This is a genomic window from Nonomuraea sp. NPDC049400, assembly GCF_044466425.1.
GTDB lineage: Bacteria > Actinomycetota > Actinomycetes > Streptosporangiales > Streptosporangiaceae > Nonomuraea.
In genome coordinates, this window is the sequence record NZ_JBITMP010000002.1 from 176,345 (window position 1) to 199,157 (window position 22,813).

At 71.2% G+C, this 22,813-nt stretch carries 22 protein-coding genes; 8 read left to right on the forward strand and 14 right to left on the reverse strand.

Annotation, left to right across the window (positions count from 1 at the left end; translation table 11 throughout):
* Positions 1–12 precede the first annotated feature (12 nt).
* From ACIBVN_RS02815 to ACIBVN_RS02825, 3 genes are all read right to left on the reverse strand, one after another.
* Complete coding sequence (locus tag ACIBVN_RS02815; RefSeq protein WP_397131952.1) at positions 13–402, reverse strand: carboxylesterase family protein; 390 nt, start codon at positions 400–402, stop codon at positions 13–15.
* 176 nt (positions 403–578) lie between these two features.
* Positions 579–1,376 carry an alpha/beta hydrolase gene (locus ACIBVN_RS02820; protein ID WP_397131954.1) on the reverse strand — a complete coding sequence of 266 codons (798 nt, stop codon included), beginning with the start codon at positions 1,374–1,376 and terminating at the stop codon, positions 579–581.
* 143 nt (positions 1,377–1,519) lie between these two features.
* Positions 1,520–2,170, reverse strand: a complete 651-nt coding sequence (locus ACIBVN_RS02825; RefSeq protein WP_397131956.1) for a spondin domain-containing protein — start codon at positions 2,168–2,170, stop codon at positions 1,520–1,522.
* Between the two features lie 182 nt (positions 2,171–2,352).
* On the opposite strand from ACIBVN_RS02825, the gene ACIBVN_RS02830 reads away from it, so the two are divergent.
* Genes ACIBVN_RS02830 through ACIBVN_RS02845 form a run of 4 tightly spaced genes read left to right on the forward strand, consistent with a single transcriptional unit; the run spans position 2,353 to position 4,948 of the window.
* Positions 2,353–2,919, forward strand: a complete 567-nt coding sequence (locus ACIBVN_RS02830; protein WP_397131958.1) for a redoxin domain-containing protein — start codon at positions 2,353–2,355, stop codon at positions 2,917–2,919.
* A gap of 21 nt (positions 2,920–2,940) precedes the next feature.
* Positions 2,941–3,777, forward strand: coding sequence for a cytochrome c biogenesis CcdA family protein (locus ACIBVN_RS02835; protein ID WP_397131960.1), 837 nt, complete (start codon positions 2,941–2,943; stop codon positions 3,775–3,777).
* An 11-nt stretch (positions 3,778–3,788) separates the two neighbouring features.
* Positions 3,789–4,388 (forward strand): TetR/AcrR family transcriptional regulator, encoded by a 600-nt coding sequence (locus tag ACIBVN_RS02840; protein ID WP_397131962.1) that lies wholly within the window; start codon positions 3,789–3,791, stop codon positions 4,386–4,388.
* The gene (locus ACIBVN_RS02845) at positions 4,385–4,948 is read left to right on the forward strand and encodes a carboxymuconolactone decarboxylase family protein (RefSeq protein WP_397131964.1); all 564 of its coding nucleotides are present in this window, start codon (positions 4,385–4,387) and stop codon (positions 4,946–4,948) included. The genes ACIBVN_RS02840 and ACIBVN_RS02845 overlap by 4 nt, the downstream gene beginning before the upstream one ends.
* A gap of 53 nt (positions 4,949–5,001) precedes the next feature.
* Here the strand turns inward: ACIBVN_RS02845 and ACIBVN_RS02850 are convergent, their stop codons facing one another.
* Complete coding sequence (locus tag ACIBVN_RS02850; RefSeq protein ID WP_397131966.1) at positions 5,002–5,760, reverse strand: DUF899 family protein; 759 nt, start codon at positions 5,758–5,760, stop codon at positions 5,002–5,004.
* A gap of 244 nt (positions 5,761–6,004) precedes the next feature.
* On the opposite strand from ACIBVN_RS02850, the gene ACIBVN_RS02855 reads away from it, so the two are divergent.
* Positions 6,005–6,625 carry a maleylpyruvate isomerase family mycothiol-dependent enzyme gene (locus ACIBVN_RS02855; RefSeq protein WP_397132382.1) on the forward strand — a complete coding sequence of 207 codons (621 nt, stop codon included), beginning with the start codon at positions 6,005–6,007 and terminating at the stop codon, positions 6,623–6,625.
* 49 nt (positions 6,626–6,674) lie between these two features.
* On the opposite strand, the gene ACIBVN_RS02860 is transcribed toward ACIBVN_RS02855, so the two are convergent.
* From ACIBVN_RS02860 to ACIBVN_RS02875, 4 genes are all read right to left on the reverse strand, one after another.
* Positions 6,675–7,037, reverse strand: coding sequence for a VOC family protein (locus ACIBVN_RS02860; RefSeq protein WP_397131968.1), 363 nt, complete (start codon positions 7,035–7,037; stop codon positions 6,675–6,677).
* A gap of 61 nt (positions 7,038–7,098) precedes the next feature.
* Positions 7,099–8,331, reverse strand: a complete 1,233-nt coding sequence (locus ACIBVN_RS02865) for an amidohydrolase family protein (protein ID WP_397131970.1) — start codon at positions 8,329–8,331, stop codon at positions 7,099–7,101.
* Positions 8,328–8,756 (reverse strand): GAF domain-containing protein, encoded by a 429-nt coding sequence (locus tag ACIBVN_RS02870; protein WP_397131972.1) that lies wholly within the window; start codon positions 8,754–8,756, stop codon positions 8,328–8,330. The genes ACIBVN_RS02865 and ACIBVN_RS02870 overlap by 4 nt, the downstream gene beginning before the upstream one ends.
* Complete coding sequence (locus ACIBVN_RS02875) at positions 8,753–10,126, reverse strand: MFS transporter (protein WP_397131974.1); 1,374 nt, start codon at positions 10,124–10,126, stop codon at positions 8,753–8,755. Before ACIBVN_RS02875 ends, ACIBVN_RS02870 begins: the two co-directional genes overlap by 4 nt.
* A gap of 145 nt (positions 10,127–10,271) precedes the next feature.
* On the opposite strand from ACIBVN_RS02875, the gene ACIBVN_RS02880 reads away from it, so the two are divergent.
* Together ACIBVN_RS02880 and ACIBVN_RS02885 are read left to right on the forward strand one after the other, a co-directional pair.
* The gene (locus ACIBVN_RS02880; RefSeq protein ID WP_397131976.1) at positions 10,272–11,165 is read left to right on the forward strand and encodes a MurR/RpiR family transcriptional regulator; all 894 of its coding nucleotides are present in this window, start codon (positions 10,272–10,274) and stop codon (positions 11,163–11,165) included.
* A gap of 390 nt (positions 11,166–11,555) precedes the next feature.
* Complete coding sequence (locus ACIBVN_RS02885; protein ID WP_397131978.1) at positions 11,556–11,717, forward strand: hypothetical protein; 162 nt, start codon at positions 11,556–11,558, stop codon at positions 11,715–11,717.
* Positions 11,718–11,859: 142 nt separating this feature from the next.
* Here ACIBVN_RS02885 and ACIBVN_RS02890 read toward each other — a convergent pair whose 3' ends face one another.
* The 6 genes from ACIBVN_RS02890 to ACIBVN_RS02915 form a co-directional block, all read right to left on the reverse strand.
* A complete protein-coding gene (locus tag ACIBVN_RS02890) occupies positions 11,860–12,402 on the reverse strand; it encodes a hypothetical protein (RefSeq protein ID WP_397131980.1) in 543 nt (180 codons plus the stop codon).
* 78 nt (positions 12,403–12,480) lie between these two features.
* Positions 12,481–13,089: a hypothetical protein gene (locus ACIBVN_RS02895; protein ID WP_397131982.1), complete on the reverse strand. Its 609-nt coding sequence runs from the start codon at positions 13,087–13,089 to the stop codon at positions 12,481–12,483.
* Positions 13,090–13,192: 103 nt separating this feature from the next.
* Positions 13,193–14,617 (reverse strand): glycoside hydrolase family 28 protein, encoded by a 1,425-nt coding sequence (locus ACIBVN_RS02900; RefSeq protein WP_397131984.1) that lies wholly within the window; start codon positions 14,615–14,617, stop codon positions 13,193–13,195.
* A 9-nt stretch (positions 14,618–14,626) separates the two neighbouring features.
* Positions 14,627–15,622, reverse strand: a complete 996-nt coding sequence (locus ACIBVN_RS02905; RefSeq protein WP_397131986.1) for a hypothetical protein — start codon at positions 15,620–15,622, stop codon at positions 14,627–14,629.
* Positions 15,619–18,111 carry a family 78 glycoside hydrolase catalytic domain gene (locus ACIBVN_RS02910; protein ID WP_397131988.1) on the reverse strand — a complete coding sequence of 831 codons (2,493 nt, stop codon included), beginning with the start codon at positions 18,109–18,111 and terminating at the stop codon, positions 15,619–15,621. Before ACIBVN_RS02910 ends, ACIBVN_RS02905 begins: the two co-directional genes overlap by 4 nt.
* Before the next feature lie 15 nt (positions 18,112–18,126).
* Positions 18,127–19,623, reverse strand: coding sequence for an alpha-L-fucosidase (locus ACIBVN_RS02915; protein WP_397131990.1), 1,497 nt, complete (start codon positions 19,621–19,623; stop codon positions 18,127–18,129).
* 172 nt (positions 19,624–19,795) lie between these two features.
* Between ACIBVN_RS02915 and ACIBVN_RS02920 the strand changes: the two genes are divergently transcribed.
* Positions 19,796–22,813, forward strand: coding sequence for a glycoside hydrolase family 2 TIM barrel-domain containing protein (locus ACIBVN_RS02920; protein ID WP_397131992.1), 3,018 nt, complete (start codon positions 19,796–19,798; stop codon positions 22,811–22,813).

Sequence of the window (22,813 nt, forward strand, 5' to 3'; positions counted from 1 at the left end):
ATTATGACCCGCTCACGGCTGGATGGAGTCCCAGAAGGCGCAGCGGCTGTCCTTCGCGGTGTCCACCGGGTGGATGCCGTCGCGGCCCGTCGCCAGGCTGAGCACGTCGCCGGAGCCGCGGAAGCGCGGCCAGCGCGGAGCCTGGGCGGCCGCCGGCCTGCCGTCGCGGGCGAACGACGTCCAGTAGCCGACCATGGCGTCCGACAGCCGCGTCTGCTCGGCGTCGAGCAGCCCGAGCAGGCCGGGGAACAGGTAGGTCAGCTCCGTCCCGTGCTGGGCGCCCTCCTCGTAGCCGGGTACGTCGTACAGGGGTGGCGCGGTCCGGTCGGCGAACTGGTAGGCGTACACCGGGACCCCGACCTTAGCGAGCAGGCCGAACGCCTCACCACGGGCCATGCCCATGGCTGATCAGGGCCGGACCGCACCGCGCAGACGAATCCACAACCCCCTTGTGATCCGAACCCAGAACAGGCACTAGCGCTGCGGCACGAACGAGTCTCACGAGGTCCCCTTCCAGCGAGGGCGATTACCGTACGTGAGCGCGCGCTCCCGACCGTACACGCGGAGGGGGCGTCGTACTAGTGGCTGATCCGGTCGGCCATCGCGACCACGGAGGCCACGATGTCGGTGCCGGTCAGCAGGGCCAGGTCGTTGTGGTCCGCCCCGGCCACCGCGACGGTCGTGGCCGGGCCGCCGGCGGCCTCGGCGACCGCTCTGCTGAGGCGCGGGGGCACGATCGTGTCCCGCGTGCCGTACACGACCACGACCGGCGCCCTGATCTTCGCGAGGTTCTCCGCGACCGGGAAGCGGTCCCGCAGCAGCGGCCTGACCGGCAGGAACGGGTAGTTGGCCTGCCCGGCGGCGGCCAGGTCGGTGAACGGCGAGCGCAGCACGAGGCCGTCGGGCGGGCGCTCCAGGGCGAGCCTGGTGACCACACCCGCGCCGAGGCTCTCGCCGAAGTAGATGACGCGGGAGCTCTCCACGAGGTCGCGCGCCGCCACGGCGTCGCGGTACAGCCCTTCCTCCGTCGGCGTGCCCGGGTTGCCGCCGTAGCCGCGGTAGTCCATGAGGAGCACCCCGAGGCCGTGTTCCGACAGGGCGCGGACCAGCGGCGCGCGGTACTGCCTGTTTCCCGCGTTCCCGCCGGCGATCAGGACGGTGACGTCACGGGTGCCTGGCGCGTACCAGGCCCGGAGGCGGAGGCCGTCCGCCGTGGTGAACGAGACGTCCCGGGCACCCGGGAGGACGGCGGCGGCGGGCGGCGGCGCGGTCCGGTCGGGGAGATAGATGAGCCGCCGCTGGAACACCCACAGGAGGGCCAGCAGCAGGACCAGCACCGCGACGACCACGAGAGCGGTCCGCGTCAGAGTCGTCACCGAATTTCTCCAGGATGCCCTGGCCTTGCGGCCAGGGTCACTGAGCACAACGAACGGGTCTTCACCGGATTAGTGCCCGATCTCCCTCCGGAAGAGCCCGTTCCAGGCCGAAAATCGGCCGCCCGTTGCACGCATGCCTGTGCTCAGCGCGCGAAGGTCAGCTTGGCGACGTGGCCGGTCCAGCCGTAGGTCTCGCGGTCCAGGTCACCGCAGGCCATGATCCCCTTGTGCTTGCTGATCGGCCTCTTCTCGGGCGCACGCACCATCGGGTTGTTGCAGCATGGGCCAGGGATGGTCGCCTTGGTCTCGAGGTTCTTCTCGCTGCCCGCGTCGTAGGCCATGGTTCGGATGGAGCCCGGCTGAGGCCGCAACGCGTCCACGCCGGTGAAGCCGTCGTTGGTGTTGACGAGCATGCTGACGATGCTGATTCGCTCCCCCGGCCGAACCTTGACCTGGAATGTCGCGGTCTTGCCCGGTGCGATCGGAGCGCTCGCGGCGGCGAACGCCGCACGCACGCCGGGCCGCTTGGAGACCTCCTTGATCAGTCGCGGCGCGTCGCCGTCCTCGGCCACCGCGGCGACGCCACGGCTGGCGAACCGGCCCATCTGCCAGACATGGACGCTGGGCGAGTGGACGACGACAACAGGCGGTGAGAGCGGCTGGGACCCCGACGGCGTCAGATTCTGGATCTTCACCATCCACGTCGTCGTGGGCTCCGCCTGTGCGGCGGACGGCAGGGCGACCATGCCGGCGCAGAGGGCGGCCAGTCCTGCGAACAGGTGGACAGGGCGCATGACGTGTGCTCCTTCGGGTCGATGTGACCCACAGGACGTTATGGCCGGATGCGCCGTCAAGATCTTACGCATGGCTTACCTGATGATTACGGGCCATTACGGGCGCGGCGACGGTCCGTACAGCAGCGAGATGTCATCGGCTCGTAAGATCTGGGCCTGCCACCTATGCCTACTCTCGCGACGTGGTGAGGATTCGTGTGACGGCCGCCGTCGTGGTGGCCGGACTGTTGGCGGCCGCGTGCGGCGCCTCCGATGAGGTGGGTCGCGGCGATGCGCCGGTGTCGGCGACCGTGGCGCCGGCCACCCCCGCGCCCGTACCGACGGCCTCCGGGCAGGCAAGCGTTCCCGAGGCCTTGCGGTTCACCGCGACCACCTTGGGCGGGCAGCAGTTCGATGGCGCGAGCCTGGCGGGCAAGCCGGTCGTGTTCTGGTTCTGGGCGCCGTGGTGTCCCAAGTGCCAGTCGGAGGCGCCGGCCGTCAGAGCGGCCGCCGCCAAGTACCCCGATGTCGCCTTCGTGGGAATCGCCGGGCTGGACGGCGAAGCCGCGATGAAGGACTTCGTGCGGCGTACCGGGACCGGCGCCTTCGTGCAGTTGTCGGACGAGAAGGGCGCGGTGTGGACCCGGCTCGGGGTCAGCCAGCAGTCCACGTTCGTGTTCATGAAACCAGACGGATCAACCGAGAAGGCCTCCGGACCCCTCGGCGCCGACGACCTCGATCGCCATGTCGCCAAGCTGCGCACCGCCTAACGCGTGCCGCCGGGGGCAGGTATGACCGGTGAACTGCCGCTGGCGCTGGCCCTGACCGCGGGCCTGGTGGCGGCGTTCAATCCATGCGGGTTCGCGCTGCTGCCCGCGTACCTCACGATGCTGGTCGCCGACGACCGGCCGGACGGCGGCGGCGCTCTCGCGCGCGGACCGGTGACGCGGGCGCTGCTGCTCGGGGCGGCCATGACCGCGGGATTCGTCACGGTGTTCGGGCTCTTCGGGCTGGTGGTGACGCCGCTGGCGGTGCCGGTCGGCCGATACCTCCCATGGGTGACGATCCTCATCGGCATCGCCCTGTGCGGGCTGGGGGCGTGGCTGCTGGCCGGCCGCGAACTGCTGGTCCGCACGCCCCGGCTGGCCACCGGCCGGCCCGTCGCCACGCTTCCTTCGCTGTACGGATACGGCCTCAGCTACGCGGTGGCCTCGCTGTCGTGCACCATCGGCCCGTTCCTCGCGGTGACCTCCGCCGCGCTGACCGCCGGCGGAATCCTGGGCGGCCTGCTGGTCTTCGTCGCCTACGGGCTCGGCATGGGCCTGGTCGTGGCCGTGCTGTCGCTGGTCGTGGCGCTGGCCCGATCGGCGGTGGTGGCCCGGGCCAGGGCGATGTTGCCGTACGTGTCGCGCATCAGCGGCGCCCTACTGGTGCCGGCGGGCCTGTACGTCGCCTATTACGGCTGGTACGAGCTACGCCTCTTCGCCGGCGCCGCGCCCGGCGACCTGGTCATCGACGTGGCGACCGCCGTGCAGGGCACCATCGCGCGGTGGCTGGAATCCCTCGGCCCGGACGGGTTGCCCTCTCATGCCACCACCCTCTATCTTGGAATAGTCGTTCCAAGATAGAGGGAGGGCGAATGCCTGACGTCAAGCACTTCGATCCCGACATGGCGCTGGAGCAGGTGGTGCGCCTCTTCTGGGAGCGCGGCGCCGACGTCACCGGCATCGCCGAGGTCGTGCAGGCCACCGGGCTGAGCCGGTCCAGCCTGTATGCGACCTTCGGCGGCAAGGAGCGGCTGCAGGCCGCCGCGCTGCGCCGCTACCTGGAACGACAGTCGCAGCCCGTGTTCGACGCGCTGGCCGCCGACCGCCGGGGCCTGCCCGCCGTCATCGGCTTCTTCGAGCGGCTGGTGGCGGCACGCTGCACCGGCGAGCACGCCCGCTGGGGATGCCTGGTCACCAACACACACGCGGGCGCCGCCCGCGAAATCCCCGAGATCCGGCAGGTCCTGGACGCCCACCACACCGCCCTGCGCGCCGCGATGCACGCCGCGCTGCGAACGGCGCGCGAGCGCGGTCAGCTCCGCCCGGGGCTGGATCTGGAGGCGGGGGCGGAGGCGCTGGCGCTGCTGGCCTATGGGGTCAACCTGCGCTCCAGGGCCGGAGCCGAGGCCGGCGACCTGCTGGCGGGCGTGCGCACCGTACTGGATGGCTTCACCCACACTGAGGAAAGATGATGATCGATTTCCGCGTGTACGACGAGAGCGACGCCCCCGAGGCAGCCCGCCCGATGCTGGAGGCAGCCAAGAAGCGGATGGGCTTCGTGACCACCCTGAACGGGGTGATGGCCGAATCACCCGAACTGCTGGCCGGCTACAACGCGCTGGCCGAGCAGTTCGGCAAGTCCTCCCTGCCCACGCCGGCCAAGCATGTCGTGTGGATCACCGCCAGCGTGGAGAACGGCTGCGAGTACTGCGTGGCCGCGCATTCCACCCTGGCATTGCGTTCGCGCGTCCCGGCAGAAGTGGTCGAGGCGCTGCGCGTGGGCAAGCCCCTGCAGGACGAGGCGCTGGAAGCCGCGCGGCGTCTGACCAAGGCGATGGTCGCCCGGCGCGGCTGGGTGGACGACGCCGAGGTCGAGGCCTTCCTCGCGGCCGGCTACACCCGCCGCCACGTGCTCGACATCGTGCTCGGCGTCGGCATGAAAACGCTGTCGAACTACACCAACCACATAGCCCACACCCCGCTGGACCCGGCCTGGCAAGGCCAGGAATGGACCCGCGCCCAGGCGGACTGACCCGCCGCCACGACGGCCGCCGCGCTGCGCCGCGGCGGCCGTCGGGCTCGGGTTCAGGAGCAGCAGCCTGACCCGCCTGTGCGGGGTTGCCCGCTGTGGAGGTCGTCGTCGTGGCCGGCGGCGATCCGTGCCCATTGCGCGGTCGGCCGCCCGTCCTTGCGGAACTGCTGGCCGAGGGTTTCGTACGGTTGCGGCCAGCCGGGCGGGGAGTCCTCCCAGGTCTCCTGCCGCCCGTAGACCGTCATGTCGAGGATGCCGTACGACGGGGCCATGGGCTCGACGCCGCGGCTGGTGGTCCAGTACGTCTCGTAGACGCGGTCCCCGTCGCGGAGGTAGCTCGCCTTCATCCCGAAGTGGCGACCGGCGATGAGCCGTTCGTGGGACTCGGCGGGTACGGAGTACCAGGGCATGTCCCAGCCCATGAAACGGCGGTAGCGGTCGGATTCCTCGTAGGGGCCCTGGCAGAAGACGGCGAAGGTGACGTCACGCTGGTGCAGATAGGACAGTTCGCGGACCTGGCCGGTGAAGAAGGTGCAGCCCTCGCACTGGTCGGCGGCGGTGTGGCCGTCGTGCCACATGTGATACGAGACGAACAACTGGGTGCGGCCCTCGAAGACGTCGATCAGGGGGACCTGCCCCTTGCCTCCGACGAGCGGGGCCGACGGGTCCACCTCGGTCATGGGCAGCCGCCGCCGGGCGGCGGCGATCGCGTCGCCCTCTCGGGTATGCGCCTTTTCCCGGGCGCGCAGGGTGTCGATGGCGGCCAGCCACTCCCGGCGGGGAACGATCGGCGGCTTGTTCACAACGGTCATGCCCGTACTGACCCGGCAGCCCGCAAGAACTCATCGGCTGAGCCGAGGCGGGCGCTCTTGCGGTGCTGCGTCCGCAAGCTGCTTCGAAAACATCGCTCATGAGCGACGATTTCACCGCGTAGCGGGAGTCCTCATCTTTGACCCTCCTTACCGACCTGACACAAGGACTCCTGTGACCAACCGCAAAAGACCGTCCGACACGACCGCTCCGGAACCGAAGGCAAGGAGCAGTCACGCGGCCGGCATCTGGCCGCTGGTGCACGCCGAGCGAGCGGCCCTGGCGGCTGACCTGGCGGATCTGACCGACGAGCAGTGGGCCACGCCGTCGCTGTGCACCGGGCTGACCGTGCGCGAGGTGCTGGCGCACCTCACCGCTGGGGCGAGCCTCAACAGCGTGCGGTGGCTGGCGGGCGTGATCCGCTGCCGCTTCGACTTCGACAAGCAGGTCGCCATGCGGCTGGCCGAGCAGTTGGGGGCGACCGCAGCCGAGACGCATGACAGGTTCCGCCGCGTCATCACGAGCACCACCAAACCACCTCTCCCGGTCATTGCGCTGCTGGGCGAGACGATCGTGCATGCCGAGGACATCCGGCGCCCGCTGGGCATTCGCCACAACTACCCGATCGAGACCCTCACCCGGGTAGCCGAGTACTACCAGGGCTCCGACCTCGTCGTCGCGGCCAAGAAACGGATCGTCAACCTGCGACTCGTCGCCGACGACGGCCCCTTCGCCACTGGCTCAGGACCGCTGGTGTCCGGCAGCACCCTGGCGCTGGTGATGGCAACGACTGGGCGCTCGGTGTACTGCGATGAACTTGACGGCGACGGCGTCGAAATTTTGCGCGATCGGCGCGACATGACGTGATCCTGCGAAGGGCTTCCAGCACGTCGATGGGGCAGTTGCCGCTCGCCTGTCACTTCTTGGAGATCATGACCTCGTGGCCGTCCGGGTCGGTGGCCTTGATGTAGGTGCCCCAGGCTTCCTTCACCGGATCGGTCACGGTGACGCCGGCCTCGCGCAACCGGCGCACCGTCTCGTCGATGTCATCGCAGGCGAAGGTGAGATAGGCACCCTCGCCTGGCTGCTTGCCGAACGCCTCCGCACTGTGCAAGGTGATCGAGGTCTGTCCGTTCGGCGGCTTGACCTCCACCCAACGCCCGCCTGGCCACATCTCGGCGTCGACGGTCTTGGTGAAGCCCAGCTTGTTGACGTAGAAATCCACCGACCGCTGCTGATCGGCTACGTACATGACGGCGACATCGATATGGGTGATCATAGACATCCTCCTTGTCGGCTCGACCGCATCGGTCGTCGGCGATGGTGCACAGGCAGCAAGGTCAACTGGATCCTTGAATCGGGGGAGCAGTCAAGATGCCGCCTTGGACGACGTGACGGATGCGGGTGGGGTCGGCGAGGACGTCGATGTCGGTCAGCGGGTCGCCGTCGAGCACCAGCAGGTCGGCGTGCGCGCCCACGGTCAGCGTGCCGAGCTCGCCCGCCATCCCCACCAGCTCCGCCGCCCCGACTGTGGCGGCCCGCAGCACGTCGATCGGCTGCTGCACCTCGCGCCGCAGCCGGAACTCGTGGTTCTGGTGCCGGTGCATGCCCCCGAGCAGGTCCGTCCCGTACGCCAGCCGCACCCCGCCCCGGGCGGCGCGCTCCAGCGCGACCAGGCCCGCTTCGAGCACCTCGTCCACCTTGCGCCAGCTCCGCTCGGGCAGCCCGAAGGCCGGACCCTCCTGCTTGAGCGCCCAGTACGTCACCAGCGTCGGCACCAGGAAGGCGTCGTGCCGCAGGAAGAGCTCGACGCTCGTGTCGTCGATCAGGTTCCCGTGCTCGATGGAGCGTACGCCCGCTTCGAGCGCCCGGTTGACGGCCCTGGCGGTGTAGGCGTGGGCGGCGACGTACCGGTTGGCGGCCTCGGCCTCCTCGACCGCCGCGCGCAGCTCGTCCATGGAGTACTGGGTCGAGTCGATGCGGTCGGTCGGGGAGGCCACGCCGCCGGAGGCCATGACCTTGATGTGGTGCGCGCCCTTGCGCAGCTCGTCGCGGGCCGCGGCGCGTACCGCGTCGACACCGTCGGCGACGCGGCCGACGCCGGCGCAGCATGGGTGCTCGTCGTGCAGGTGCTCGCCGCGGCCGCGGAAGTCGGCGTGGCCGCCGGTCTGGCTCAGCCCCTTGCCGCAGAACAGCAGCCGCGGCCCCCGGATCAGCCCTTCCGCCTGGGCGTCGGCCAGCCCGAAGTCGGCGCCGGACGCGTCGCGGACCGTGGTGAAGCCGCGGTCGAGCATGTCGCCCATGATCCGGGCGCTGTGGGCGGCGACGTACGAGGGTGACATGGAGCCGAGCGAGCCGAGGTTCGCGGTGGAGGCGGTGACGTGCACGTGCGCGTCGATCAGCCCGGGCACCACGTGGGCGCCCGCGACGTCGAGCACCCGCGTGCCCTCCGGCGCGCTCAGCCGGGGCCCCGCCTCGACGACGCGGCCGTCCGCGCAGCGCAGGTCGCCTTCGGCGTACTCGCCGCTCGCCACGTCGAGGACCAGGGCGTTACGCAGCAGCAGGCCGCTCACTCCGCACCTCCACGCAGCGCCGGAACGGCGAGCGGGGCCAGCGACCGGGCCGCCGCCACCGACTCCTCGTCGTAGCTTCCTTCGGCGTCGAGGATGTTCAGCACGCCGAGCACCTCCCCTTGATGAACCACCGGGACATTGATGATCGACCCGCAGCCCAGGCTCTCGATCAGCTCGTGGTCGGCGAAGATCTCCCGCACGGCGGCCCGGTCCCTGCCGAAGTACGGCTCGCGGCCCTCGATGCACCGCGCCAGCCAGCCCTGGGCCACCTCCACGGTCTTCTCCCCGCCCACCGGGTACTGCTCGGGATGGCTGCTGTGGACGCGGCGCAACGCGCGCCGTTCCGGAACCCAGGCCAGGACGGTGAACAGCCGCACTCCCACCTCCTGCCGCACCTTCTCCTCGAGCTCGGCCAGCACGGTCATCGGTTCGCCTCCTTGGCGGGTTCCGTCAGCTCCTCCAGCGATCGCCCGGCCGTGGCCAGGCCGAACACGACCACGCACACCACCCCGGCCACGAGCACCGCCGTCGTCAGGCCGAACACGCCGCCGAAGCCCAGGCTCGCCGCCGACAATCCGATGATCGTCGGGGCCAGGATGCTGCCGACCCGCCCGAACGCGCTCGACAGGCCGGTGCCGGTGGCGCGGATCCAGGTGGGGAAGACCTCGGGGGTGTAGGAGTAGACGCCCGCGTACGTGCCGTTCAGGAAGAACGACAGCACCGCGCCCGCGAGCGTGATCGTGGCGGGCGTGTCCATCTGCGACAGCCAGAACGCGCTGACCGCCGAGCCCGACAGGTAGATCGCGATGGTGTTCTTGCGGTCGAGCCGCTCCGACAACCACGCGGCCGAGAAGTAGCCCGGCACCTGCGCCAGATAGATGATGATCGAGAACTCGAAGCTCTTGGTCACCGTGATGCCGCGCTGCACGAGCAGGGTGGGGATCCACGAGAAGAACCCGTAGTACGAGAACGTGATCACGAACCAGACCAGCCAGGTGACCGCCGTCCGCCTGGCCATCACCGGGCTCCACAGGTAGCGGAGCGCGCTGAGCAGGTTGACCTTGGCCGTGCTCGTGGCGGGCTCGACCGCGGACTCGGGCACCGGCGGGAGCGGCCGGCCCGTGGCCCGCTCGACGCGGCGTTCGAGGTCGGCGACCACCGCCTCGGCCTCGTCCGCACGGCCGTTCTGCAGCAGGAAGCGCGGCGACTCGGGCAGCGAGCGGCGCCACCACAGCAGCATCACGATCGGCAGCGCGGTGATCACCTGCGCGATCCGCCAGCCGTCGTCCATCGTCGGCACCACGAACCGCCCGATCAGCGCGGCCGCCACGAACCCGAACGAGAAGAACCCGGCCAGCGCGCCGATGAACCACCCGCGCCGCTTGGCCGGCACGAACTCCGACAGGAACGGCGCGATGATCGCGCTCTCCGCGCCCGCTCCGGCTCCGGCCAGCACCCGGGACGCCAGGAACACCTCATAGTTCGGGGCGAAGGCGGCGACCACGGAGAAGACGGCGTAGAAGGCGAGCGCGTACATCATCACCTTCTTGCGGCCGATGCGGTCGCCCAGCAGGCCCGCGACGGTCGCGCCGAAGAGGAAGCCGAAGGGGGTGGCCGACCCGATGAGGCCGAGCTGCCCGTTGGACAGGCCCCAGGCGTCCTGCGCGCTCGGGAGCAGGAACGCGACCACGGCCGAGTCCATGCCGTCGAAGGTGTAGCCGAGACCGCCGATGAGGAGGAGTAGGTAGTGGGGACGGCTCAGCGGGAGCCGGTCCAGACGGGCCAGCAAGGTCATCGAACAACACCTTTCCCCAGGTCGTGGCCCTTCAAAACGATTGCGAAGCAACATATAGTGCGAAATGCCGGAAATGCAATGGTCTTTGCAAGTTGGGGGTGTTGCGACCGCGTAGCATGTCGCCGGGACGCATGGAGAGGGACACGTGACAGAGCTCGCCACGGACAGCTTCGAGGACTGGTTGCGGGCCCGCGTGCCCGCGCGCGGCCTGCGCGGCAAGGCGGCCGCCGTGGTCGAGGTCCTGCTCTCGCAGCCGCGCCGTGCGTCGTTCGGGTCGGCAGGGGAGCTGGCGCAGCTCGCCGGGGTGAACGTGGCGACGGTGACGCGCACGGCTCAGGCGCTCGGGTTCGCGGGGTGGCCGGCGCTCCAGCAGGAGCTGCGCGCCCGCTACCTGTCCTCGCTGAGCGCCGGCCAGGTCGCCGCCGAGCACCGGGGCACCGGCTCACCCAGCTCCCGCTCGCTCCGCCGCGACCTCGACAGCCTGGCGCTGCTGAACCGGCGCCTGGACGAGGGGGTGCTGCTGACGATCGCCGAGGCCATCGCCGCGGCCCGCCGTACCGTGATCGTGGCCGACGGCAGCTACGCGGCCGTCGGGCTCGCGCTCGCGCACAACGCCCGCCTGGCGGGCTACCCGGTCACGGCCGTGACCAACGGTGACGCCGAGCTGGCCAACATCGTGGCCGCCATCGGGGCGGGTGACGTGCTGGTGGCGATCAGCTTCTGGCGGCTCTACGAGAGCACGGTCCTGGCCGCCAACGTGGCCCGCTCGCGCGGGGTGCGGGTGTTCGCCCTGACGGACGCGGCCAGCCCCGCGCTGGCGGACGCGGCGGAGGAGGTGGTGATCGTGCCGGCGGAGGGCGAGGCGTTCTTCCCGTCGCTGACGGCGGGCATGGCGGTCGCCCAGGCCCTGGTCACGCAGCTCGCCGCCGTGGACCCGGCCCGCACGGGGGCCTCTATCGAGGCGGCGGAGTCCATGTGGACCCGCTTCGGCCTCCTGCACCGCCGCCCCGCCGCTCCCCATCCTCCGCCGCAGGCGTGAGCGGTCATTCGCGCCGCAACACCCCCTGGGCCGGGGGGGGAGGGCTGATTGACGTACCCGTTGACGAACTGGGCGCCGACGAGCTCGTAGTCCAGCTCGTCGTCATCGCCCAGCGTCAGCTTCACGTCCGCCAGGACCGAGCAGGTGCCCACGTTGTACGTGGTCGACAGCCGCAGCACCACCGGGCTGCCGCCGGACTCCAGGTAGAGCAGGCCCCTGCACTGGCCGCCGTTGGTGCTGAACTGGCCCACCATCGCGGTCAGCGAGCCCGCCGTGATGGTCAGCGTGGTGTTGTACGAGCCCCAGCCGGGGACCATCCAGTCGATCCGGCCGCTCCAGGTGCCCTGGTAGTCCTCCGGCACGGAGACCGACGCGTCCTGCGACGCCGTCTTGGGCTGGCTGGATCTGAATGACGAGGGCGCGGCCGTCGTGCTGTTCCCGGACACCGGGCTCGGGGTGGGCGTCGCCTCTGGCTTGTTCGCCATGACCACGACCGGGATCAGCGCGGCGATGATCACCGCGCAGGCGCCGATGATCGCGACGATGATCTGAGCTCGATGGTCCTTCTTCGGCTCAACAGGAGGAACTGTCACGTTCCAAACCGCCCGTCTGGAAGTCCGCGCCAATCACCGAGAACATCCACCGGTGCCGCCTTCGCGTTACTCGCCGAGGCCGGGGGCGCGGGCGGGCGGGGCTAGAGCCAGCTGGCCCGGACGCTGTCGCTCGACGGCGCGTCGCTCGGCGGGGTGGCCAGGGCGCCGGAACGGACGTCGTCGAGCAGGCGCCTGACGGTGTCGACGATCTCCGGGGCGCGCTCGCGCAGGCCCGTCACGTCCGCCGCGCTGACCTCGTCGCGGCCCACCCCGGCCTCGTCGAGCACGCCTTCGAGGTCGGCCAGCCGCTCGCCCAGCCACTTCAGTGGCTCGCCGGAGAGCTGCTCGTCGAACACCCGCTCGCCCGGCTCCCAGTCGCGCAGCGCGGGGTGATGGTGGGTACGGTCGAAGCTGCCCGGCGTGCCGGTGACCGACTCCAGCAGGTCCACCCGCCACAGGGGCCGATCGACGGTGATGGGCCGCGCCGAGTAGATCGACCCCTTCAGCTCGCCCGGCTCAAGTTTGCGCAGCTCCAGGCGCACGCCTCGCTCGGCTCCCTCCTGGCCCGCGTTCGGGTTGGGGTCGACGAAGTAGATGTCGCTCACAGCCACGCCGATGCGCTCGAAACCGAAGAGGTAGAGCACGGAGAACCACTTCCTTCACGCGTCGCGGTCGGGGGTCGGGGTGAACGTACCCACCCTGTGCCCGAGCCGATCGTGCTTTCAGCGGCCGGCTGTGACCTTGGGGGAGCCGGCACCCGATCCCAGCCGCGGAGCCTGGGCGGACATCCCCCGGCCCAGCAGCAGCGTGCCCAGCCAGATGAGCGCCATGCCCACGGCGGCCAGGGCCGACTCCTTGCCGGTCTGGTACATCCCGACGGCCAGCACCACCATGCCGAGGGTCGTCACAGCCGCGCTCACGATCGTGACCCGCCGGAGCGCGGCCAGGATGACCGCCAGCGCGACCAGGGCGCCGAAGAACACCTGCGCCTCGGTGCCGTAGACGATCGCCTCGAACTCCCGCACCTGCTCGCCGCCGAACCCCTGGTAGAGGTCGATCATCAGCCGCACGACCGCGGCGGCCATGCTCAGCAGCGCGGCCCCCACCGCCCCCTCCAACGCCACCCGCCGCCCGCCCGTCACCGGCCCGGCCATGCCGCGCAGCCCCAGCGTCATGACGCCGAACATGAGGAACCCGGCCAGGCAGGCCACGTGCGCGGCCGTCCACCACGGGCCGCCCACGACGTCGGCGCCGGTGGGGCGCATGAGGAGCCAGCCGCCGAGCAGCGCGGCCGGCGCGGCGGTGAAGGAGAGCTGGGTGAGGCGGTTCATGAGACCACGATGCCTCCTCACGCGGAAGGCCCTCATCGGTGATCGTCCCTGACTTCCCCCTGATCCGGCCCCGTGGCCTGGTGGAGCCGTATCCGGAACCGCCTCAGGTGGTCACCCGGCGGCCGTTGATCCACACGTTGCGCAGGACCAGGTCCGTCACGTCGCGCACGACGTCGTCCTCGGTCATCTCCTGGAACACGCTGTCCGTCACCCGTACGCCCCTGATGGGGTTGGCCGGGTTGCCGATGAGGTGGAACGCCCGGGGCGCGTGCCCGGCGCGCAGGCGGCGGACGTCGATGGCGCCCACGTCAGGGTAGTAGGGGCCGGTGTCCTTGTTCTCGTAGTTCAGCGCCACCTCGATCACCGAGTCGGCTGCCTGCGCCACCGTGATGTCCCTGAAGTAGACGTCCCTGACGTAGCCGCCGCGGTCGGGGTTGGTCTTGACGCGGACCGCGCGTTCCAGGTTGGGGCTGCTCATCGTGCAGTTCCAGGCGAAGACCCAGCGCACGCCGCCGGTGGTCTCGCTGCCGATGGTCACGCCGCCGTTGCCGTCGCGCATCACGCAGGAGTCGACGAGCACGTTCATGGCGGGCGCGTTCACCCGGCGGCCGTCGGCGTTCTTGCCCGCCTTGATCGCCACGCAGTCGTCGCCGGTGTTGAACTCGCACCGCTCGATGAGCACGTCCACGCACGACTCGGGGTCGCAGCCGTCGTTGTTGGGGCCGTTCGGGCTGTCCACGGTGACCTCGCGGACGGTCACGTTGGTGCACAGGACCGGGTGGATGTTCCACATGGGGGAGTCCTTGACCGTCACGCCCTCGATGAGGACGTTGCGGCACCGGTAGAGCTGGATCAGGTTCGGGCGCAGGTAGTGGCCCTCGCCGAACACCCGCTCCGCCACCGGCACGCCCTGCTCGGCCATGGCCGCGAGCAGGGTCTTGTCGGGCTTCTCGGCCGGCGGCGGGTCGCCCGACCAGTCCCACCAGTGCGTGGCGTCGGCCTGGCCGTCGATCGTGCCGCTGCCGGTGATGGCGACGTTCGTCCGGTCGTAGGCGTAGACGAACGGGGAGTAGTTCATCAGCTCGACACCCTCGTAGCGGGTGTATACGACTGGAAGGTAGTCGGCCGGGTTCCGGCTGAACTTGATCGTCGCGCCCGCCTCCAGGTGCAGCTCGACGTTGTCGGCCAGGTGGATCGCACCGGTGAGGTACGTTCCTGCGGGCACCAGGACCCGCCCGCCGCCCGCCGCGGCGCAGGCCGCGATCGCCTGCCTGAAGGCGTCGGTGCACATCGAGGTGCCGTCGCCGACCGCCCCGTGGTCGGTGACGGGGAAGGTGCGGCGGGGGAAGCGGGGCGGCCGGATGCGCCGCCTGATCTGCGGAACCCTGGCCCAGGCACCGGGCTCATAGGCACCGGGCTCATAGGTGGCGGGCTCATAGGTGGCGGCCGCCTCCGCCCGGCCGATCAGCTGGGGCGCCAGAGCGGCCCCGGCGGCCGCGGCCAGGAAGCTCCTGCGGGACCGGTTCATCGTGTTCTCCTATCCGTGCGCCATGGAGATGCCGCGCCGCTCCACCAGCGTGTGCTTGCCCACCTGGTACGGCTCGACCCGGCGCACCGCCGTGTAGAAGTGGTAGAGGCGGCCGTCGCGGGAGACGAGCGCGGGCTTGTGCGCGTAGGTGTCGTCGGCCGAGCCGGGCGGCCCCACGTCGATGAGGATCTCGCCGCTCTTGTGCCAGGTCCGCAGGTCGCGGGAGACCGCGTAGCTCTCGCGGGCGTGCCCGTCGAAGGAGAGCCCGAAGTAGAACATCACCCACCAGTCGCCGTCCCGCAGCACGCACGGGTCGGAGGCGAAGCGCTCGTCGAAGTCGCCGTCGCCGCCGTGCGGCACGACCGGTCCAGGGTCCGGGCGCTCCCAGTGCTCGAGGTCGGGTGAGACGGCGTAGCCGATCTGCTCGCGCCAGCCGTCGTAGGTGCGATTCTTGGCGTTGTAGAAGCAGTAGTAGAGGCCGTCGTGGCGGAGCAGCCACGACTTGTAGAGGCCGCCACGCTCCCACGCGCCGCCGTCCTGGGGGCGCAGCACCGACCCGGTGTCCTCCCAGGTACGCAGGTCGTCGCTGACGCAGAACCCGATGATCGCCGCGCCCATCTCCATGCCGGGCTCCGGATAGGCGTGGTACGTGCCGACCGCCCGGCCGTCCAGCCAGGTCACCTGGCCGGGGGAGCCGAGGCGGTTGTCCCGGACGATCGAGGTGAGCGCCGCGTTGTAACCCCGGTACGGGTGGCCGGGGTCGCGCGGCAGGATCACCTCTCCGGGCGTCCACGACACCAGGTCGGCCGAGCGGCTCAGCGCGGTCTGGTAGCCGGTCCCGTCGAAGCCGACGTACGTCATGAGGTACTCGCCGCCGTCGGAGCACACGAAGGGGCAGTCCACGAAGAGGCTGTCGAACCTGCCCGGCTCCCGCGACGGCCCGACCAGCAGCCGCCCGGCCTTGTGCGGCGTCCTGACGCGCGCGGCGTCGTACACGTCGATCATCGGCTCGCCCTGAAAGACCAGCGCCCGGCCTGCACCTCATAGGCGCGCTCTCCCAGCCGGACCGCCTCCTCCGGGACGGCGTGCCGGGCGAGCCCCAGGTCAGGCAGGCGCACCTCGGCCGACGAGCCCGGCGGGACCGCCACCTCGAGCGCGAACTCCCCGTCCCCGCGCGTCCAGGACACCGAGACCTGCCCGTACGGCGTGCCGGTGCTCGCCCGCACCGACTCCAGGTCCCCTGGTGCGGCGGGCTCGATCAGCAGCCTGCGGAAGCCGTTCGACCCGGGCGCCTGGCCGATGCCGCCGAGCCCGCGGTAGAACCAGGCGTCGATCGCGCCCAGCATGTAGTGGTTCTGCGACAGCCCTCGCGTCGGCCCGTCCCAGGCCTCCGTGAGCGCGGTGGCGCCGTGCCGCACCTGGTAGCCGTAGCTGGGGTGGCTCGTCGAGGTGGCGAACTCCCACAGCGCGTCGTGCCGTCCCGCGCGCCCGAGCACCCGGAACAGCGCGGGCAGCGCGATCTCGCCGACCGTGATGCCGCCGCCCGCCACCGCCCCGGCGATCCGGTCGAGCGCGAGTTCGTCGGTGATGACGCCCATGTCCAGCGCGAGGATCTCCGACGCCTGGCTGCGGCTGGCGGGCAGGATGCCGGCGAAGGCGGCGGTGATCTGGTCGGTCAGGGCGCGGTAGCGCTTGGCGTCGTCGTCGCGGCCCAGCACCCCGGCCACGCGGGCCATCGTGCGCGCGGCGCGCCAGTAGCCCCAGGTGGAGACCAGCGGTACGGGGGTCGAGGTGTCCAGGCCGATCCAGTCGCCCAGCCCGTAGTCCAGGATGCCGTCCTCGGCCTTGCCCGTGAGGTAGTCGACGTAGCGGCGCATGGCGTCGTGGTGCGTCTCCATCGCCGACGCGTCGCCGTACCAGCGGTAGAGCTGCCACGGGATGCGGACGATCGCGCCGCCCCAGTTGGGGTCGTCCCTGAACGGGGGGTCGAACACCAGGAACTCCGGCGCGATGTCCGGCACCAGCCCGTCCCCGGTCTGCGCCTCGGCGATGGTGACCAGCAGTTCGCGGTAGTAGGCGGCGACGTCGTAGTTGTAGGCCACGACGTCGAAGAGCAGGTGGGTCTGCTCCAGCCAGCCCAGCTTCTCCCGGTGCGGGCAGTCGGTGAGCACGCTGTACATGTTGCCCCTGACCGCCCTGTCGATGATCTTGTGGACGTCGTTGACCAGGGGGTCCGAGGTCTCGAAGGCGCCCGTGGGGGTGTTGTCGGCGCGCAGCACGAGCGCCGTCACGGCCTCCTCGCCGACCTGCTCCGGCAGGCCCTGGACCTCGACGTAGCGGAAGCCGTCGTAGCGGAAGCGCGGATGCCAGGTCTGCGGCCCGTCCTTGGTCACGTACGTGTTGAAGATCGGCGCGCCGGTCGTGGGCTTCGACTGCACCACGCGGCCGTACGCGTCGAGCTGGTCGCCCGGCACGAGCCGCAGGTAGCGCCCGGCGGGGAGGTCCAGGCTCAGCTCGGCCCAGCCCGCGACCACCGTGCCGACGTCGAAGACCGGCGTGCCGTCGGTGGCTACGAGCTTGGCGGTCGCGGGCAGCCGCTCGGTGACCCTGATGGGCGGGCAGGCCCGCGAGCGCAGAACGTCTTTCGCGGCGGGTATCACGGTCACGGGACGCCACTCGATGGCGGTGCGGCGGGCGTCGTGGTCCTCGCCGCCGTACCAGTGCGAGCGTACGGTCGGGCCGTCGGCGGCCCGCCAGTCCGCGCCCGTGACGAACCGGCTGAACGAGCCGTCGGCGTAGCCCAGCTCGAGCTGCGCGATGGCGCGCGGGGCGACCTTGGAGCCGAAGAACTTCATATACCGGTCCTGGTGCGGGAAGACGTGCGCGATCCCCGGGCCGAGCTCGACGCCGAGCGTGTTCCGGCCCTCACGCAGCAGCTCCGTCACGTCGTGCGTGGCGTACACGACCCTGCTGGTGAAGTCCGTGTAGGGCGGTTCGAGCACCGCGTCGGTCACCGGCGCGCCGTTCACCGTCGCGGTGTAGACGCCCAGGCCCGCGACGTGGAGCCGGGCGCGGGTGACCCGCTTGGCCAGGACGAACTCGCCTTTCAGCAGCGGGAGCGGTCTGCCCTCTCCGACCCGCGGGTCGCCCTCGTCGTACCAGTCGGGGTGGGTGATCCACGCGGCCGTCCAGTCGTCGGGGCCCAGCAGCCCCAGCTCGAAGCGCGCGTCCGGGCTCCAATCGGACCATTCGCCGTTCGCGTCGCGGATCCGCACGCGCCAGCGCGCGGCCGTGCGGCTGGTCAGCGGCCGCCCACCGTACACCACCCGTTGCTCGGCACCGCTGACCTCGCCGGTGTCCCACAAGCCCGGCTCGACCTGTACGTGGTAACCGGTCTGCGTCGTGGTGCCGGTCAGCTGCCAGCTGAGCGCCGGCCGGGTGATCTCGATGCCTAGGGGGTCGGTCAGGTCGCACGTTCGCAGGTTCGTCACCATGGCGCGGGCTCCAAGTCAGGCGATCTTGATCATGTACGCGGCCTTCGTGGGCGGGTCCGGGGGCAGGTCGGCATGGAGCGCCTCCTCGGTCAGCCGCCAGCCGAGCGGGCCGTGGCCGAGGAGCTCGACCGTGGCCGGGCGGCCTTTCAGCAGCCCCTCGCGGGTGCCCAGGCTGGTGATCGCGGCGGTCCCGTTTTCCGGCCAGGCGAGCAGGGTGGCGTACACCGTGTCGCCACGCCTGGTGAAGCGGATGTCGCTCGGCAGGTAGGCGCGGTCGGCCTCGTTGTAGCCCTCGTAGCCCTTGGTCTCGCCCATGCCCGTCGCGCCCTCGGCGGGACGCAGCCAGGGCGTCGTGCCGTACACGCCCTCGCCGCACACCCTCAGCCAGTCGCCCACCTCGCCCAGCAGGGCGCGGGCCCGGTCGTCCACGGTGCCGTCGGCGCGCTGGGGGACGTTGAGCAGCAGGCAGCCGTTCTTGCTGACCACGTCGATCAGCGTGTGGACGATCTGCTGGGAGCTCTTGCGCGGGTGGAACATCGGGTCGTCGTCGGAGCAGTCGAACCACTCGCCGTCACTGGTGTCGAACTGCCACGGGTAAGGCTGGGCGGCGTCGAGCTGGCGGCGCTCGCAGTCGAGGACGACGGCTGTGCGGTCGGCGTCGGGGACCTCCTTGACGGTCACGAGTCCGCCGGTCGGGCACGTGTTGTAGTAGTGGGCGAGCAGCTCGAGCCCTCGCGCGCTGACCGGCTCCGACTCGACCACGCTGCCCGCGTCGAACGGCAGGCGGCCGTCGTCGAGGTAGACCAGGTCGGGGCGGTAGCGGTCGAGCGCCTCGCGGACGCGGGCGTAGAACCGGTCCGCCACCTGCGGCGGGGGCTTGGCTCCCGGCGCGTGCCTGGCCGGGTAGAGCTCGGCCGGGTCCAGGCCCTCCCACCAGGTGCCCGTGCCGTCGTGCCTGGTCAGCGTGCCGTCGTACGGCTCGCCTGTGGCCGGGTCCGCGCCGTGTGCGACGTCGAGCCAGCGCCACGTCCAGTTGTTGTGGAAGCTCAGCCCGAACGGCAGTCCCGCCGCGCGCGCCGCCCGCTCCCATGCGCCGACGATGTCGCGCCGCGGGCCGATGCGGGCGGCGTTCCAGGCGTGCTGCCTCGAGTCCCACAGGTCGAAGTTGTCGCAGTGGGCGGCCAGGGCGACGAAGTAGCGGGCGCCGCTGGAGACGTACAGGTCGATCAGCTCTTCGGGGTCGAAGCGCTCGGCGCGCCAGCGGGGGAAGAGGTCCTTCGTGCCGCCGCGGCCGAAGTGCGCGCGGTGGTGGGCGTGCTGGCGCTCGGCCCTTCGCCGCTCCCAGGGCTCGGACCAGGGCTGCATGCCGTACAGGTGGCGGGCGTACCAGTCGCCGGAGCTCGCCACGGACTGCGGCCCCCAGTGCGACCAGATGCCGAACTTGGCCTCCCCGAACCACTCGGGGATGCGGTGACGGCGTAACGACTCCCAATCCGGCAGAAACCCGCTCAATGGGCGCACCTACCTTATTGAAACGATTTACGCATGGTATATTTATTCAGCCTCGGATGTCAATGCAAACCTCGGAACCTTTCGAGGATGAGGAAGGATGGCCCGAGGGATGGTCACCGCGGATCCGGGCGTCTAGAGTTAAAACGTTTTGGTCTCGGAGGGACAGTTCGGAATGCTCGATTTCCACGAAGACCCCGGGCCGGGCTCCGGGCGGCGGGCGGCGCGCGCGGACTTCCTCTCCGACGCGCCGCGCCTTTCGCTCAACGGCCGGTGGCGCTTCCGCCTCTCGGACACCGCCGAGGGCACCGGCCCCTCGCTGCCCGACCCGGCACTCGACGACACCGGCTGGGACACGATCCGCGTGCCGTCGCACTGGGTGCTGGAGGGGCACGACCGGCCGCTCTACACCAACACCGCCTACCCTTTCCCCATCGACCCGCCGCGACTGCCCGACGGCAACCCCACGGGCGACTACCGGCTCGGCTTCGACCTGCCCGACGGCTGGCCCGAGGGCCGGACCGTGCTGCGTTTCCAGGGGGTCGACTCCTGCGGCACGGTGTGGCTGAACGGCTCGTTGCTGGGCCACTCCAAGGGGAGCAGGCTGCCGTTCGAGTTCGACGTCACCGGGCTCGTCCGGCCACGTGGCAACCTGCTCGCCGTACGCGTGCAGCGCTGGTCGTCGGGCAGCTACCTCGAGGACCAGGACATGTGGTGGCTGCCGGGCATCTTCCGCGACGTGGAGCTGCTGGCCCGCCCTTCGGACGGCATCGACGACTTCACCGTCCACGCCACCTACGACGCCCAGAACCGCTCCGGCACCCTCCGCGTCACCGCCGACGTGCCCGGCCTGGTCGAGATCCCCGAGCTGGGTCTGTCCGTCGCCACGGGAGAGGAGGTCACCGTCCCGGGCGTCGAGCCGTGGAGCGCGGAGCGCCCGCGCCTCTACCGCGGCACTCTGCGGGCCGCCGGCGAGACGATCGACCTGCCGATCGGCTTCAGGACCGTCGAGATCGCCGGCGGGCGGCTGCTCGTCAACGGGGCGCCGGTGCTGTTCCGCGGCGTCAACCGGCACGAGCACCACCCCGAGCGCGGCCGCGCGCTCGACCGCGACACCATGATCCGCGACATCGAGCTGATGAAGCAGCACAACGTCAACGCCGTCCGCACCGCCCACTACCCGCCGCACCCGGAGTTCCTGCGGCTCTGCGACGAGTACGGCCTGTGGGTGGTGGACGAGTGCGACATCGAGACCCACGGGTTCATCTACGCGGGCTGGGAGGGCAACCCGCCGGCCGAGCCGATGTGGCGCGACGCGCTCCTCGACCGCGCCCGGCGCATGGTGCAGCGCGACAAGAACCATCCCAGCGTGGTGATCTGGTCCCTGGGCAACGAGAGCGGCAGCGGGCCGGCGTTCGGCGACATCGAGCGGTGGATCCGGGAGCACGATCCCAGCAGGCCGCTGCACTACGAGCGCGACCCGAGTTACCGCCACTCCGACTTCTACAGCCTGATGTACCCGTCGCTGGACGACCTGGAGCGCATCGGGGAGCGGAAGGAGGACCCGCCTGAGGGGGTGGCGCCGGAGTCGCCCGACGACGTGCGCCGTCGCGGGCTGCCGTTCCTGCTGTGCGAGTACGCCCACGCCATGGGCAACGGACCGGGCTCGCTGGCCGACTACCAGGCGATCCTGGAGTCGCACGAGCGGTTCTGCGGGGCGTTCGTGTGGGAGTGGATCGACCACGGGCTCGCGGGACACGACTCGCTCGGCCGCCCGTACTTCCGGCACGGCGGCGACATCGACTACCAGCCGAACGGCGGCCGGTACTGCCTGGACGGCCTGCTCTTCCCCGACCGCACGCCGTCGCCCGGCCTGGCGGAGCTGCGCAAGGCGATCGAGCCGGTCGGGATCGCGGTGGACGCGGCGGCCGGGGAGGTCGTCGTCGTCAACAAGCACGACCTGATCGACCTCGGCCACCTGGAGTTCCGCTGGCGGGTGGAGGTGGACGGCTCGCGGTCGGACGCGGCTCAGGTGACGGGCGGCGCGCCGCCGGGAAGCGAGCCGCCGGGAAGCGGACTGCCGGGAAGCGCGCTGCCGGGAAGCGGGCCGTTGCCCGTCCCGCACTGCGGCCCGCGCCAGACGGTGCGGGTGCCGTTGCCGGAGGTCGCGGTCGCGGCGGAGGGCGAGACGTGGATCACGGTCGAAGCCGCGCTCGCCACCGCGACCTGCTGGGCGCCGGCCGGACACGTGGTCGCCTTCGGCCAGGCCCGGCTCGGCGACGGCACCCACCGCCGCCGCCCGCTGCCCGCGGCGAGCGAGACGGCCGGCGGCGGGCCGCGGCTGGCCGGGACGTCCAGCGGAGGGTTGCGGCTGGGCGGGGCGGTGTTCGACCCGGGGACCGGGCGGCTGACCCGGCTCCACGGCGTCGAGCTGGACGGGCCGGTGCTCGACGTGTGGCGCGCCCCGACGGAGAACGACCGCGGCCAGGGCACGAGGAACGCGCTGGCCGCCGACTGGGAGGCCGTGGGTCTCGACCGGTTCCTCCACCGGACCGGCGGCATCGACCGGCCCGACGACCGCACGCTCGTCGTCCACGGGCGCAGCGGCCCGGCCACCCGGACCCTCGGCTTCCTCACCACGTACACCTGGCAACGGCAGGACGGCGCGCTGCGCCTGCGGATCGAGGCCGAGCCCGTCGGCGACTGGCACGACACCGCGTACGGCCACCTCGATGTGAGCCCGCCCCGCATGGGAGCCAGGTTCGCCCTGCCCGGCGGCTACACCGACGTCGAGTGGTTCGGCCGCGGCCCGGGCGAGTCGTACGCCGACAGCCGGGCCGCCGCCCGGGTCGGCCGGTTCGCGCTGCCGATCGACGCGCTCCAGACTCCGTACGTCGTGCCGCAGGAGAACGGCAACCACGTCGAGACCCGCTGGCTGGAGCTGTCGGGCACGGAGCTGCCCACCTTGCGTGTGGACGGCGAGCCGTACCTCGACTTCACCGCCCGCCGATGGACGAGCGAGGCGCTGCAGGCCGCCCACCGCCCCCACGACCTGCGCGACTCCGGCCGCGTCTGGCTGAACCTGGACCACGGCCAGCAGGGCATCGGCAGCGCCTCCTGCGGCCCCGCCCTGCCCGGGCGGTACCGCCTGCCGGTCCGGCGCTACTCCTGGTCGATGACGTTGACCGCCTGA

Excerpts from the sequence above, each read along its gene's own strand:
- ACIBVN_RS02815 (WP_397131952.1), bottom strand. The coding sequence starts at position 402 with ATGGGCATGGCCCGTGGTGAGGCGTTCGGCCTGCTCGCTAAGGTCGGG.
- ACIBVN_RS02825 (WP_397131956.1), bottom strand. The coding sequence starts at position 2,170 with ATGCGCCCTGTCCACCTGTTCGCAGGACTGGCCGCCCTCTGCGCCGGC.
- ACIBVN_RS02835 (WP_397131960.1), top strand. The coding sequence starts at position 2,941 with ATGACCGGTGAACTGCCGCTGGCGCTGGCCCTGACCGCGGGCCTGGTG.
- ACIBVN_RS02840 (WP_397131962.1), top strand. The coding sequence starts at position 3,789 with ATGCCTGACGTCAAGCACTTCGATCCCGACATGGCGCTGGAGCAGGTG.
- ACIBVN_RS02845 (WP_397131964.1), top strand. The coding sequence starts at position 4,385 with ATGATGATCGATTTCCGCGTGTACGACGAGAGCGACGCCCCCGAGGCA.
- ACIBVN_RS02850 (WP_397131966.1), bottom strand. The coding sequence starts at position 5,760 with ATGACCGTTGTGAACAAGCCGCCGATCGTTCCCCGCCGGGAGTGGCTG.
- ACIBVN_RS02860 (WP_397131968.1), bottom strand. The coding sequence starts at position 7,037 with ATGATCACCCATATCGATGTCGCCGTCATGTACGTAGCCGATCAGCAG.
- ACIBVN_RS02870 (WP_397131972.1), bottom strand. The coding sequence starts at position 8,756 with ATGACCGTGCTGGCCGAGCTCGAGGAGAAGGTGCGGCAGGAGGTGGGA.
- ACIBVN_RS02875 (WP_397131974.1), bottom strand. The coding sequence starts at position 10,126 with ATGACCTTGCTGGCCCGTCTGGACCGGCTCCCGCTGAGCCGTCCCCAC.
- ACIBVN_RS02895 (WP_397131982.1), bottom strand. The coding sequence starts at position 13,089 with ATGAACCGCCTCACCCAGCTCTCCTTCACCGCCGCGCCGGCCGCGCTG.
- ACIBVN_RS02900 (WP_397131984.1), bottom strand. The coding sequence starts at position 14,617 with ATGAACCGGTCCCGCAGGAGCTTCCTGGCCGCGGCCGCCGGGGCCGCT.
- ACIBVN_RS02905 (WP_397131986.1), bottom strand. The coding sequence starts at position 15,622 with ATGATCGACGTGTACGACGCCGCGCGCGTCAGGACGCCGCACAAGGCC.
- ACIBVN_RS02910 (WP_397131988.1), bottom strand. The coding sequence starts at position 18,111 with ATGGTGACGAACCTGCGAACGTGCGACCTGACCGACCCCCTAGGCATC.
- ACIBVN_RS02920 (WP_397131992.1), top strand. The coding sequence starts at position 19,796 with ATGCTCGATTTCCACGAAGACCCCGGGCCGGGCTCCGGGCGGCGGGCG.